At 59.2% G+C, this 13,179-nt stretch carries 9 protein-coding genes and 1 tRNA gene; 9 read left to right on the top strand and 1 reads right to left on the bottom strand.

Annotated features, from left to right (window positions below; all coding sequences use genetic code 11):
- Positions 1-248: EF-Tu C-terminal domain-related protein (locus ACR0IV_RS19620; RefSeq protein ID WP_480532872.1), on the top strand; the 248-nt coding region annotated here is incomplete at its 5' end.
- A gap of 363 nt (positions 249-611) precedes the next feature.
- Positions 612-797: a hypothetical protein gene (locus tag ACR0IV_RS19625; protein WP_480660469.1), complete on the top strand. Its 186-nt coding sequence runs from the start codon at positions 612-614 to the stop codon at positions 795-797.
- 17 nt (positions 798-814) lie between these two features.
- Here ACR0IV_RS19625 and ACR0IV_RS19630 read toward each other — a convergent pair whose 3' ends face one another.
- Positions 815-1,519 carry a lysophospholipid acyltransferase family protein gene (locus ACR0IV_RS19630; RefSeq protein ID WP_480660471.1) on the bottom strand — a complete coding sequence of 235 codons (705 nt, stop codon included), beginning with the start codon at positions 1,517-1,519 and terminating at the stop codon, positions 815-817.
- A gap of 144 nt (positions 1,520-1,663) precedes the next feature.
- Here ACR0IV_RS19630 and ACR0IV_RS19635 point away from each other — a divergent pair.
- The 7 genes from ACR0IV_RS19635 (at position 1,664) to qhpG (ending at position 13,156) form a co-directional block, all read left to right on the top strand.
- Positions 1,664-1,739, top strand: a tRNA-Trp gene (locus ACR0IV_RS19635).
- 226 nt (positions 1,740-1,965) lie between these two features.
- Positions 1,966-5,274: an adenylate/guanylate cyclase domain-containing protein gene (locus ACR0IV_RS19640; protein ID WP_480660473.1), complete on the top strand. Its 3,309-nt coding sequence runs from the start codon at positions 1,966-1,968 to the stop codon at positions 5,272-5,274.
- Positions 5,275-5,397: 123 nt separating this feature from the next.
- Positions 5,398-6,963: an FAD-binding oxidoreductase gene (locus ACR0IV_RS19645; RefSeq protein ID WP_480660475.1), complete on the top strand. Its 1,566-nt coding sequence runs from the start codon at positions 5,398-5,400 to the stop codon at positions 6,961-6,963.
- Positions 6,964-7,002: 39 nt separating this feature from the next.
- Entirely contained in the window at positions 7,003-8,676 is a 1,674-nt protein-coding gene (locus tag ACR0IV_RS19650; protein WP_480660477.1) for a hypothetical protein, read from the top strand.
- A complete protein-coding gene (locus ACR0IV_RS19655) occupies positions 8,669-10,429 on the top strand; it encodes a ferritin-like domain-containing protein (protein WP_480660479.1) in 1,761 nt (586 codons plus the stop codon). The genes ACR0IV_RS19650 and ACR0IV_RS19655 overlap by 8 nt, the downstream gene beginning before the upstream one ends.
- Positions 10,426-11,736: a radical SAM protein gene (locus ACR0IV_RS19660; RefSeq protein WP_480660481.1), complete on the top strand. Its 1,311-nt coding sequence runs from the start codon at positions 10,426-10,428 to the stop codon at positions 11,734-11,736. Before ACR0IV_RS19655 ends, ACR0IV_RS19660 begins: the two co-directional genes overlap by 4 nt.
- A 4-nt stretch (positions 11,737-11,740) precedes the next feature.
- Positions 11,741-13,156, top strand: a complete 1,416-nt coding sequence (qhpG, locus tag ACR0IV_RS19665) for a flavin-dependent monooxygenase QhpG (RefSeq protein WP_480660483.1) — start codon at positions 11,741-11,743, stop codon at positions 13,154-13,156.
- The last annotated feature ends 23 nt before the right edge of the window (positions 13,157-13,179 follow it).

A 13,179-nucleotide genomic window follows, 5' to 3' on the forward strand; every position in this document is an offset into this window, starting at 1 on the left:
CCAAGGAAGAAGGCGGTCGTCACACTCCGTTCTTCGCGAACTACCGTCCGCAGTTCTACTTCCGGACCACTGACGTGACCGGCACCGTGACGCTGGCGGCTGGCACCGAGATGGTTATGCCTGGCGACAACGTCGGCTTCACCGTCGAGCTGATCGCCCCGATCGCGATGGAAGACGGCCTGCGCTTCGCCATCCGTGAAGGCGGCCGCACCGTCGGCGCCGGCGTTGTGTCGAAAATCATCGAGTAAGGCGCGCTCGTCGCGCCTGGTTGCGGCAGGCGATTTTCCATGGGAAAATCTGCCAGGAGCAACTCGGTTGAACTAAAGAAGGCCGCTCCAAAAGGGGCGGCCTTTTTCATTTGATAATCCTTTCGGCGTGGCGTGAGATTATTCGTCGAATAATCTCGGGCCCAACCAGGGAACTGAAGAAAGCCATCCCCATAGGGGCGGCCCTTTCAATATCGGAGCGTTCGCGTTTTGTTTATTGATCGCTGATTGTGCAATCTTAATCTGTTGCCCACATCTTCCAAAACCTGAACACCCACCTGTGTTCCGAAACAAGGAACGCGGAGCGCGCGTTTAGCGAACCGCAAATACCACGGGGAGATGTTCATGTTTGGTTTTGAATTTCTGAACTACGGAGCACAAATCCTTCACAGCAAGGATCTCGACGATATGCGCGCCGCTATTCTGAGCGATGATGAACAAGAAGTAGATTGTAAGGTGAGCGACTTTTGCCGCGAACGTAAGCGCTTTGGACGTGCGCGGGTTGACTGCCCTCAGCGACTGACTGGTTAACTCCAGGCCGGATAAATTCAGGCCTGCGGCACCCACGGCTCGCGGTCGACCATGCGATCTGCCTCGGCCGTGATGTCATTCATATGCTGCTCAAGACTCACGCGCAGCGCTTCGATCTGCTCTTCGCTCGCTTTTCGCGGAACCGGGTCGGTCCATTCGCGGCACAGGAACACGCCCTCGTTGCACCAAGGGCGCGGCATCAGAAGGCGATCCCAGGTTCCGGCTTCGCGCCCATATCGTGCGGAATAGGTGATGCCGAAAACCCGCTTGCCTGACGTGCGGGCCCAGACCAGTGGGACAGTGGACGATACCCGTTCGGGGCCGCGGGGGCCGTCGGCAGCGATACCGATTGAGATGCCCTGTTTCATTTTGCCCAACACCTCGCGCGACAGGGCGACATGGCGCTTGCGGCTGGACATGGCGATGGTGTCCATACCAAACAGTTTCTGCACACGCCCCACCATGCTGCCCGCACGCGCTGCTGAGGTGATCGAGCAGATACGCCCCTTATCCAGAGGGAAGAAGTAAGGTGATTGCGCTAGGCGCTGGTGCCAGAGCACCACGATGACCGGTTCGCCTTGCTCGGCCAGTTGGTCCAGCTCTTCGTAACCGATGCGCTGCCAGCGCGTGGTGCGATGGACCAGACGGATATAGCTTGCGATCCGTCGCGCGACCCAGTTCAGTACGGCTTCGCTGTCGGCAATTTTCTTGCGGATGCTCAAGGCTGTGGTCCTCCTGACTGGCCGAGCTTTGTCTTAAAGAACTGCACGCCGGGCGCAACTTTTTTGTCAGCGGGTAAACTGGGCGTAAAAGTAAAAAAGCCTCTTGAGTCCTCTGCTTCACTGGCATATCTGATGGCGCAGCCTAGGGGTATAGCTCAGTTGGTAGAGCGACGGTCTCCAAAACCGTAGGTCGCGGGTTCGAACCCTGCTGCCCCTGCCATTTCCCACATCAATGACAAAAACCGCCGCATGGCTGCGCCATATCCAAGTTGCCAGTATATGCAATTTACTTGACGTATCGGGACAGAAAGAAAAAGCTTGAACAAGGCTGCGGGACACGCCATCAGAAGAATCCACCTAACGTATTAGAGTCGCTGGGCTTTTGTCGAAGGTGGGGAACCTGACCGGGTAGGGGAACCCGGAGGCGAGCGGGGACACGGGGAAAAATGACTGATCTCGACGTATACCTTGAGGAAATAGGGCTGTCGAAATACGCGCCCGTTTTCGCGTCGAACGAAGTCACGCGTGCTGATCTGGCGCATTTGTCGGAACATGATCTGATTGATCTGGGCTTGCCGCTTGGCCCACGGCGCCGCTTGATGGCAGCGTTGGGGCGCGCGCGCGACAACAACCCTGCGCCAGTTCAGGGCACCGGTAAAATTGTAGCCGAGAGACGGCAGCTGACTGTTATGTTTGTCGACCTTGTGGGCTCGACTGCTCTGTCCGAACGTCTGGATCCGGAAGATCTGGGCGAATTGCTGCGCCGTTTCAAAGAGATCTGTTCTACGTCAGTTGCTCGATTTGGTGGGCATATAGCCAGCTTCATGGGTGACGGGGCGATGATTTACTTCGGCTACCCCCACGCGCTTGAAGATGCTGCGGCGCGCTCGGTTCATGCGGGCCTTGATATTCTGGGCGAACTGGGGCGGATTGAAGGTCAGGAGCAGCTCAAGGCGCGGATCGGTGTGTCGACCGGACTGGTGGTTGTGGGCGAGATTCATGGTGAAGGGCTCAAGGAACATGACGTGGTCATGGGGCGTACACCCAACCTGGCAGCGCGTTTGCAGGGGCTGGCCGAGCCGAATACGCTGATCATCAGCCCATCGACGCGTCGACTGATCGGCAACGCTTTTGACCTGCAGGATCAGGGCTCATTTGCCCTCAAGGGTTTTTCAGAGAAGATTCAGGCATGGATTGTTACGGGACAGGCCCGGATTGAGCGGCGTTTCGACATCATGCCCGATGCCGGTGCCAGCCGGTTGGTGGGCCGTCAGGCCGAGTTCCGCAAGCTCAATGACAAATGGAATGAGGCTCGTCAGGGGGCCGGCCAGACGGTACTGATTACCGGCGAGGCGGGCATTGGAAAATCCCGCCTGATCGAAGGGCTTAGCCAGCAGGCGCAAGCGCAGGAGACGCTGCGTCTGAACTTTCAGTGTTCGCCCTTCCACGCCAACTCGGCGCTTTACCCGATTATTCAGCATCTTGAACGTGCGGCAGGATTTGCGACAACGGACAGTAATGAGGAAAAGCTTGCAAAGCTTGCCCACATTCTGCGTCATCACTCGCCCGAGCATCAGCGTCTGATCGCGGATCTGTTGAGCGTCGATGCGGACGAGATGTTGGGGCCGCTTGATCTGCCGCCACAGATCAAGCTGGAGCGCACGCTTGAGGCCGTGACCGAGCAGCTGGCCGCATTGGCGCGTGAAAAACCGGTATTGCTGCTGTTTGAGGATGCGCATTGGGTGGATCCGACGACATTGACCCTGACCGACCGTGTGATCGAGCAGATCAGAGAGCTGCCGGTGTTGATCGTCGTCACGGCACGGCCCGGTTTTGATCCCGGATGGGGGCTGCATCACAATACCCTCCATGTGCCTCTCAAGCGCCTGACCAACCGGGATGTGGCCGAGATCGTGACAGAAGTTGCGGGTGGCAACGTGGTGCCTGCCGAGGTCTGCGATCTGATCGCGGCCAAGACTGATGGTATTCCGCTTTATGTGCAAGAGGTTACGCGTGGCTTGCTGGAATCCGGTCAGCTACGGCTGACGGATCAAGGATATGCCTTGCGCGGGCCGCTGCCATCGCTTTCGGTGCCCAGCACGCTGAAGGATTCGCTGATGGAACGTCTGGACCGGCTAGGCATGGCGAAAGAAGTGGCGCAGACCGGGGCGGTGTTCGGACGGCAGTTCTCGATCGCACTGCTGGCATCGGTGTCAATCCTGTCACCTACGGTTCTGCAAGCGGGTCTGGACCAGTTGTCTTCGGCGGGAATTATCCTGCAAGCGCCGGACGCGACCGAGGACGAGTTCATTTTTCGCCACGCGCTGATCCGGGATATGGCCTATGACAGCCTGCTGCGCACGGAACGGCAGGTGCTGCATGACCGCGCGGCGGGTGCTTTACTGGAAAACCAGCCGCAGCTGGCGCAGACCCAACCCGAAGTTCTGGCACAGCACTATTCTCTGGCCCAGCGCACAGACGAAGCTGTGTTGCATTGGCAAAGCGCAGGGCGTCGCGCCATCGAACGCTCGGCTTTGGCCGAAGCCTTGACACATTTGTCGACGGCGCTGGATCAGTTGTCGAAAGTGCCCAAAAGTCGCGAACGAGACGTGCAGGAGATCGATATTCAGATCCTGCGCGCAGGTGTTCTGCGATCGACCAGCGGTATTTCCGGTGATGCTACGGGCGAGGCCTATGGCCGCCTGCGCGAGCTCTGCCACCGTGCCGAGCAGACTGAGCGGCTGTTCCCTGTTCTCAACGGTCTATACGCCTTTCATCTGGTGCGCGCCGAATACCGGCTGGCGCAGGAGGTGGCGGCGCAAATCCTTGATCTGGCGGCGGAGAGCGGCAAGACCGAACACCGCATGGTCGGGCACCGCGCCATGGGGGCGGTACAGTTGCATCTGGGAAACCTGACCGAGGCGCAAACACATCTGGAACAGGCCTGGGCGCTGTATGATTTTGATCAGCATAGCCAACTGGCCTATGTTTATGGCACTGATCATGCGGCGATCACCTCGGCGTTTCTGGGAACGTGCTATTGCCTGATGGGGCGCCATCAGGAGGCGTTGCAGGTGCAGCAGACGGCGTTGGATTGGGCCAAAGAGCTTAAGCATGCGCATAGCGTGGCACAGATTCTGGTTTACATGTGCAAGGTCCATCTGCTGGTACGTGATATTCCCGCATTGCTACAAGACGTCGAGGCCCTGTCGACCTTGGCCGAGGAGCATTCGCTGCAGTTTCTGGGAACCATTGCGCGTCTGTGGGGAAGTTGGGCTCGGGCGGTGACAAGCTTTGACCCCGAGCATATCGATGACCTGCGTCAGGCTTCGGAAGACTGGTGGTCGGTCGGGGCTGGCAACTACAAAAGTTTCTTCCCCTCGTTGATTGCAGAGATCGAAATCAGTGCCGGTGATCTGGCCGCCGCACAACAAACCATGGCGCAAGCCACACAGGCTTTGCACAAGACCGAAGAGAAGTGGGCCGAGGCCGAGCAATTGCGGATCAAGGCCGAACTGGTTGCGAAAACCGGAGGTGACCCTGAACCCTTGCTGCTACGTGCAATCGAAACGGCCCAGCGACAAGGCGCTCGCCTGTACGAATTGCGTGCAGCTGTTGCTTTAACGCAGTGGCGGCAACGCAGAGGCGAGCCTGTGGGTGGGGCGCTCGATGCGGCGCTGTCGCATTTCGAGCAAAGCGCGGCGGATCAATCAGACTTGCAGGACGCGCGGGCTTTGATGGACACAACCACTTGACCGAAGGGGTCCATTGCTGCCAGCTTGGGCCTCGGCAGATATGGGATGATACCGAAATTTTATCATAGTTGCGTGGGGATATCCGTTTCCACGCCGCCGGTTCATTTGGTGTGAGGAGACCCGATGAAAAAGATCAGCAAAACCCTTCTGGCTAAGGATATCGTGGCGCAAAGCCGTACCGATCTGGCGCTGCAGCAATATCACTCGATCACGCCCGAGCAGATGCGCGACTTTGAGAAGAAGCTGATCGGAACGGTCACCCTGCCCACCGACGCTGATTACAACAATGACCGACAGGTCTGGAATCCGGCTTTTCAGGACTATCCCGAGATCATCGTTTATTGCGAAACCATTCAGGACGTGCGCACCAGTCTTGCTTTCGCACGTGAGCATGATCTGTGGGTGGTGGCGCGCTCCGGGCGGCACAGTACGGCGGGGTATTCGGTTAACAATCAGATGGTGCTGGACACCAGCAGGATCCGCTATGTGACCGTCGATCCGGATTTTCCGATGGCCTATGTGGGGCCTGGCACGCCGTTCAAGATGCTGAACTCGGTTCTGAATTCCTATCATCTGCATGTGCCCGGCGGCGCGTGTCAGGACGTCTGCGTGGCGGGTTTCATGATGGGCGGCGGCTATGGTTTTACCTCGCGCCGGTTCGGGATGGCTTGTGACAACGTCTTGGGCGTCACCGTGATGCTGTGGGACGGCAGCATCGTGGTTGCCGACCAGGATACGAACCCCGATCTGTTCTGGGCAATCCGGGGCGGGACGGGCAACAACTTCGGCATCCTGCTGGAGATACGGTATCAGCTTCACCCGCTCTACAAGGTCTGGGGTTGTCATATCACCTGGCCGCTGGACAAAGCCGCCAAGGCGCTGGAGTTCCTGCAAGCCAACTATATGAGCACTTGCGAGGATGACAGGTTCGGCGCCTATATCTTTCTGGCCTATCAGGGGGATAAGAAGGTGCTGCTGCTGTCTGCGCTTTATGATGGGACGACCGAAGAGGGAAACGCATTCGTTCAGCCCTTGCTCAGCGATGAGATCGGCGGCGAGATGGGTGAGGGTGACCAGAATTATGGCACCTATCAGGAAATCAACTCGTGGCTTTACGACGACAAGTACGACATTCCCGTGGTACCCGATCAGGCCCGTGAGGACAAACAGGCCGGATACATCAAACGCCAGCTCAACGCGGCTGAATGGCAGCGCGTTGTGGATTACCTCGACAGCACGCCGAATGCCTATGGCGCGGTTGCGATCGAACCCTATGGCGGTGCGATCAACCGGATGCCGCTGGGCAAAGAGGGCAATGCCTTCATCCACCGTGATGTGTCGCTGAACTTTTACGTCGATGTGTTCTGGGTATCAGAAGAGGAAAAAGAGATCGTCGTGCCCTGGCTCGACGGATTCATGAAGCTGATGACCGAAGAAGGCTATTTCATCGACCGGGTCTATCAGAACTATCCGCGCCGAACACAGTTGAACTATCGCTGGCAATATTGGGGGGAGTATTTCAATTCGCTTCTATTCGTGAAGCAGAAGTTCGATCCGAAGAATTTCTTCCACTACCAGCAGAGCATTTCTCCGGTGCCCGACGATGCGCCGCCGGATATCATCCGGGACACGTCCAAGTCGATCTTCGATGACCGGACGATAACTTATGAGACATATTCGAACCCCTGAAAGCAGGGGCTGCCATGGCCAAACGGGGGAGGGCCCAGCATGGATACGATTCAGGAGATTTTCTTTCTGCCACCCATTGCGGTTGCCCGTTTGGGGCCGGGTGAGACACCGCTGGAAAGCTACGAATGGCAGCAGGACATGGATGCCCATGGCAACAACAAGACGGTCATCCGGTCGAACATAACCCTGCGCGAAGTCGAAGATGGGAGCGTTACGGCCTACCTTCCCGATCCTGACACGATCCGCTTTCGCGACGAAGGCGGTGCGCTGCGTCCGGTCGCTCCGTTCTTCGAACTATGGGCGAAGATGCATGACGCCGAAAGGGGAGAGGAATATGAGACACCGGTGACGCTCGATCTGCTCGAGGATCAGGGCCTGTCGCTGCAGAACGTGCGCTATTCGGTCACCGTCGGGAACACCAAAGCCGAGCGCCGGACCGGCGACGCGGCCTGTGGGTTTCGCGCACGTGTCGAGATCGCGGGGCAGGACTTCACCCCGAAACCTCTGCTGGCGTTCAGCCCGTATACCTCTGAGCAGCAACCGATGGTGTATGAACACAACCCGATCCCTCTGGGCTCGATCCGTGTGATGCATCCGGTTCACGGTCAGGATGAACCGGTTGAAGGAGAGTTCATCGACCGCAGCATCCTGCGCCTGCGTTTTATGCCCCCCAAAGGTGAGGTCTATGGCCCGCCGGATGCGGCCTATGGCCCGGCGACGCTGGCGGTGCCAGGGTACCAGAACGACCCGCCTAAATCGGAATATGGCCGCATCCACGAAATCGTGCCGGAACAGAATCGCATCCTGAACCCTGACACTCCTTGGTCGAAATGGATCATGATGTCCGGCACCTCGGACGATCCCGAACCGCATGACAGCTATGATGGCGCGCGCGTCGGCAATGACCAATCCTGGGGCGTGGCCGATGACACCAGCGATGGCGTGATTGAGGCGACTTTGGCCGTGCGCGGCGAACGCCTGACCGCGCGGGCGCAGATCATGACCGGTCCGCCCGATTTTGCGCCTGATGCGCGACCTTTCTACAGCCTTGAGGATGATCTGGCCGACCGCGATCTGTCGCTGATCTCGGTGACCAAAGACAATTACCGGCAGGCCAAGACCGAAGTGGTCGACATCTTCCGCCGCGCGTTTGAGACCAACAGCCTGATCAATCTCGACGATATCCGGGCGCAGGGTCTGAAGGATAATGCCAAGCTGCAGGCCAAGACCGGGATACCCATGACGCCAGGTCTGCCGTCAACCGATGCGAAATCCATGACAGAAGAGGACGCGAGGCCGCCCGACAAGATCGATGAGCTGATCCGGCCGCAGCCGATTTCGGTCTTCTCGAATTCGGTGCCCAACGACCGGCTGCCCTATACGGTGGCTACAAAATTCGTGCATGAACAGTTGATTGACGAGGCAAACCTGCTGGATTTCCTGCGCCGCCGCCCGGATTTCGTGAAAACGCTGCTGCGCCCGCCTTATGGCATCCTGACCGAGCTTGAGACCGACCCGAACCCGGATCAGGCCCCGAACCCGGATTTTCGCGATCCGCGTATCATCCGCGATTCGATGCACGACGCTCGGATGCCGCCCTATATGCGCGATTCCAATTACTACCCGCTGTCTCTGTCGCGCAGACAATATCATCTGGTGATCTCGTTCATCGACTATCTGATTGCACAGGAATCGGAGGCTCAGAATGTCTGATCAACCCGGCCAAATCCGCGTCAAACCCCGCAATTTGACCGCCCGTGTAGCCTATAGGGTGCCGGGCAACCCCGACAACACGCGACTGGACGGATCGGTGGGCAATTGCTTTCCCGGTCTGGAAATGGACGTGCGCAACCTCGACCGCCGCTTCTTTCCCGGTCTGGTGTTCAACGCGGTGCGCGTGCCGCTAAACCCCGTGGCCGAGGCACCGAAGAACTCGCAGGGCTTCCATCTGGTCTTCGTCGATTACTTCTATGACCCTATGCTGCCCGACAACAGTCCCGAAGACTGGGTGCAGACCTTGCTCGAAGCTTATAGCGGCGACATCGGCGCAAAGCTTAGCCAGGGGCGCTGGTTCCTGTCTTGGGTCGAACAAAGCGGCAAGCGCATCACCTTCAAGGACGAAGACGGTAAGCCCTATGATGGGCTGATGATCTGGCGATTCATCCGCAGTCTGGAACACGGTGATGACAAACCGGTCAGCATCGCGTTGGAGCGTCGTGATCACGAAGGTGAGGTGGATGCGGAGCAGGTTGTCCTGCACGGTTTTCGCCGCCAATACCGAACCGAGGCGGGCGCGTTCAGCGAAGCCTATGATCCCGGTGAACTGACGCAGAGCCTGTGCAACCCGTGGTCCCATGATTTCCGCGATTGCGGCTGCCACTACTGGCCCTCAAACCACCCCGATGTGGTGATGGCCGAGGTGGCCCATGATGATCAGCTGCCCTCGGGTCAATCGAAGAACCCGATCGAGGCCGAGACTTATCTGGACTGGTTACGCTCTGATAAGTCTCCGTCCGGCAATGTCGCCGCGCTGAACACAGTGGAACAGAATCGCCCCTATCAGATCGACCATTATCAGGTGAACCAGATGTGGAGCGAGTTACCCATCGTGGTCGAAGGCCGCGAAACGGGCGAAGTCTATGAGGTTGATCCTGAGTTACCGGGTGTTGAGCCCTATGACTCACCTGAGGAGATGATCAAAGACCTCAAGACCCGACTGGCCGCGATGGAGATGACGCTGAGCCTTCAGTATCTCTATGCCTATTTCTCGCTGGCTGATCCTGAGACGGCGGATACCAAGAAATGGCCGACGCTGAAGGATGATCTGATCTTTGCCCGCCGTTCGGTTCTGGAGGTCGCGATTGGCGAGATGACCCACATGCGCTGGGCGAACCAACTGCTGTGGGAGCTTGAGCCTGAGGGCTATGAACCGATCCTGACCCCGTCTGAAACCCTGCCAGCGGGTAAAGGTAAGACGCAGCCCCGCGCGCTGCGGCCTTTGACTGCCGAGGCGCTTGCGGATTTCATCGAGATTGAGCGTCCCGGCGGCTTTATCGACCGCGCTTATGCGCAATGTGTGGCAACGTTGGAGCAAGAGGACTTGTTCCCTGAACGTCGTCTTTATGCGCTGGCGGTGCGGATCGATACGGACGGGGATGAGCATTTCCTGCGCTTTAGCCAGATGAAGGACGTTCTGGCCAAGTATGACACAGGCGAGGGCACACCGGCCTATCTGCGCCAGATCGAGGTCGGAACCGAAGCAGAGGCCAAAACGGCACTGGATCTGTACGCCAAGGTCAAGGACGGGCTTGCCAAGGCATATACGCTTGAAGCCGAAGGGAAGCTGGAAGAGTCTCAGACCTATATCCAGCAAGTACGCGATGACATGAAGCTGTTCCGGGTCGAAGGCGAAGCGCTGGCTGCCCAAGGGATCGGCATTCCGTTCTGGACGGAGGGCAAGGCGTGATCCCACCCGCCGCGCAGGTGCATTTCTTCGAAACCAGGCGTGGGGACCACATGCTGGCCGTCGATGGCTCACGCGTGTTTGACGTACCGGCGGGGACGGTGGACCGGTTTGCCGCCATGGACGTACCCGGGCAAAGCGCGTTTCTCAGTGCGATGGGATTGGATGGCACCCCGTTCATCGACGACACGCCACCTCAGAACATGCCCGTGCGGTCGCTGTCGCTGGCCGTGGCACAGAAATGCAATCTGGCGTGTACCTATTGCTATGCGGCGGGCGGAGAGTTTGGCGGCCCCGCGCGGAGTATGGAGTGGGAGGTGGCCAAAGCTTCGGTTGACCGGCTGGTGGCCGAGGCTGAGCCAGGCGTGCGGGTCAATCTAGCCTTTCTGGGCGGGGAACCCCTGATCAACCGCGATCTGGTGCAGCGCACTACGGATTATGCCGTGGAACAGGCACAGACAAACGGGTTGAGTGTCGGGTTTTCGATCACCACCAACGGCACCTTGCTACGCCCCGAGGATGCCGCTTTTTTCGAAGCGCATGGCTTTGCTGTCACCATCAGTCTGGATGGCGTGGGCGAGGTTCATGACAAGCTGCGCCCCAATCGCGGTGGACGGGGCAGCTTCGATACGATTTTGAAGCGGGTTGAGCCGCTGCTGGCCGCGCAACATCGCATGCAGGTCGGTGCGCGGGTCACGGTCACACCGCAGAATATGAACCTGCCCGAAACACTTGAACGCTTCATTGGTATGGGCTTCCATTCGATCGGCTTCTCGCCAATGCTGGCGTCGCCCAATGGCCAGCATGAGCTGGACCGGAACGATCTGGACGAAATGCTGACCCAGATGATCCGCTGTGGTGAGGTGTTTGAGGCAGCGGTGATCGAAGGGCGTCGCTATCCATTCTCGAACATGGCTGCGGCGATGCAGGAAATCCATCGCGGTACGCACCGCCCCTATGCCTGTGGCGCAGGTGGTGGGTATTTTGGCGTGTCTGCCGATGGCGGCCTGTTCGCCTGCCACCGCTTTGTCGAAGACGAGGCCGGGGCGATGGGCGACGTCTACGACGGCCCCGACTTGAGGCGGGAAAACTGGCTGGCAGATCGACACGTACACACCCAGTCCCCCTGCAACACCTGCTGGGCGCGCTATCTGTGCGGCGGCGGCTGTCATCACGAGGTCATCCATCGCGGGCGCCCCGCCTGCGATTACATCCGCGGTTGGTTGCACTATTGCTTGCAGGCCTATGTCCGTCTGTCCGAAGCACGTCTGGACTACTTCGGAACGCCCGCGCAGGCGGCCTCTGCCTAATCAGATGGTGATAGAGACCGAAATCTGCATGATCGGAGGCGGCCCGGCAGGCAGCGCGGCTGCGCTGAGGCTGGCTCAGCTGGGTCGCCGCGTTTGCCTGATCGAGCGACAACCTTTCCCGCGCCAGCATGTTGGTGAGTCTCTGCCCCCCTCGATCTGGCCGATCCTGAACCTGCTGGAGGTTGGAGAAGCCGTTACGCAGGCCGGGTTTCTGCGCGCCAGCGGTTCAGTCTTGCATTGGGCCGGGACGTTCGAGCGTCGGGGCGTCGATGGTGATTACCCCGGCCTTCTTGTAGATCGGGGCCAGTTCGACGCTGTGCTGTTACGTGCTGCGCAGGCGGCGGGTGTTCAGATCGTTCAGCCTGCCCGTGCATACCGCCCGGTGCGAGGGCGCTCTGGTTGGGAAGTGCCGGTCCGCACCGACGCGGGTACCTTTCAGATCCGGGCGCAGATACTTCTGGACGCCGCAGGACGGCAAGCCGGGTTGAGTCGCCGATTTCGCAATGCTTCGCGGCCATTATTGGCGCTCTATGCCTATTGGCAGGTGTCGCCGGGCTTTGGTCCACAAGCGCGGATCGAGGCTGGGTCTTCACACTGGTATTGGGGGGCTCTTTTGCCCGGCGGGCTGGTTAATGCGATGGTCTTTGTTGATCCCGATACCTGCAACGGGCTGTCGCCTGCAGGTCGGCGCGACCTGTATCTGAATCTGCTGGCACAATCGACCCTGCTATCGCCCTGTCTGGAACAGCGCCGGATCGGACCGGTGCGGCGGGCCGACGCAACCAGCCGGGTTGAGACAACGCCTCCGGCGTGCGACCTGCTAAGGGTTGGAGAGGCCAGCTTTTCGGTCGACGCTCTGTCGTCGCAGGGGGTGCAACTTGCGATGGGGCAGGCGGTGCAAGCCGCGGCAGTGGTTAACACGGTTCTGGAGACGCCTCAGCACGGCGAACTGGCCTTGTCCTTCTATGCTGACCGCCAGATCGAACGGGTGCAGACCCACGCCGCGCTATCCGCTGATTTCTATGCCCGACAGAACACTATCGATCCCGCGCCTTTCTGGGCTGAGCGCGCGCAACCGTTGGACTGGCTAAAGCCGCTCCAGTCGGACCCGAACCCCGAGATGTTACACGACGATCAGGCCTTGATCCTATCCCCGGAGGCAAAGCTGATCACGTCCGGCGTACAGACCGCCTCTCGTATCGAGCCCGGTGTTGTCGTCACTCACCCGAACCTGCCACGGCCGGTTGCAAATCTGGAAGGCGTATCCCTCGGCCCTCTGCTACAGCGTCTGGATGGCTCGGCGACCGCAATTGATATCACCGCCTGTTGGTCGGGCGTCCTCGATGCCCAGCATGCGCTGCGCCTTCTGCGCTGGCTTTGGTATCATCGCATTCTGATCCCTGCCGCTGATCGGATGTAATCACGGTTTCCTCTGCGCTCCGA

The organism is Ruegeria sp. C2, from assembly GCF_056537765.1.

What these genes read in the sequence shown, in the direction of transcription:
- ACR0IV_RS19645 (WP_480660475.1), top strand. Translation starts at nt 5,398, where the DNA reads ATGAAAAAGATCAGCAAAACCCTTCTGGCTAAGGATATCGTGGCGCAA.
- qhpG (WP_480660483.1), top strand. Translation starts at nt 11,741, where the DNA reads ATGGTGATAGAGACCGAAATCTGCATGATCGGAGGCGGCCCGGCAGGC.
- ACR0IV_RS19625 (WP_480660469.1), top strand. Translation starts at nt 612, where the DNA reads ATGTTTGGTTTTGAATTTCTGAACTACGGAGCACAAATCCTTCACAGC.
- ACR0IV_RS19640 (WP_480660473.1), top strand. Translation starts at nt 1,966, where the DNA reads ATGACTGATCTCGACGTATACCTTGAGGAAATAGGGCTGTCGAAATAC.
- ACR0IV_RS19650 (WP_480660477.1), top strand. Translation starts at nt 7,003, where the DNA reads ATGGATACGATTCAGGAGATTTTCTTTCTGCCACCCATTGCGGTTGCC.
- ACR0IV_RS19655 (WP_480660479.1), top strand. Translation starts at nt 8,669, where the DNA reads ATGTCTGATCAACCCGGCCAAATCCGCGTCAAACCCCGCAATTTGACC.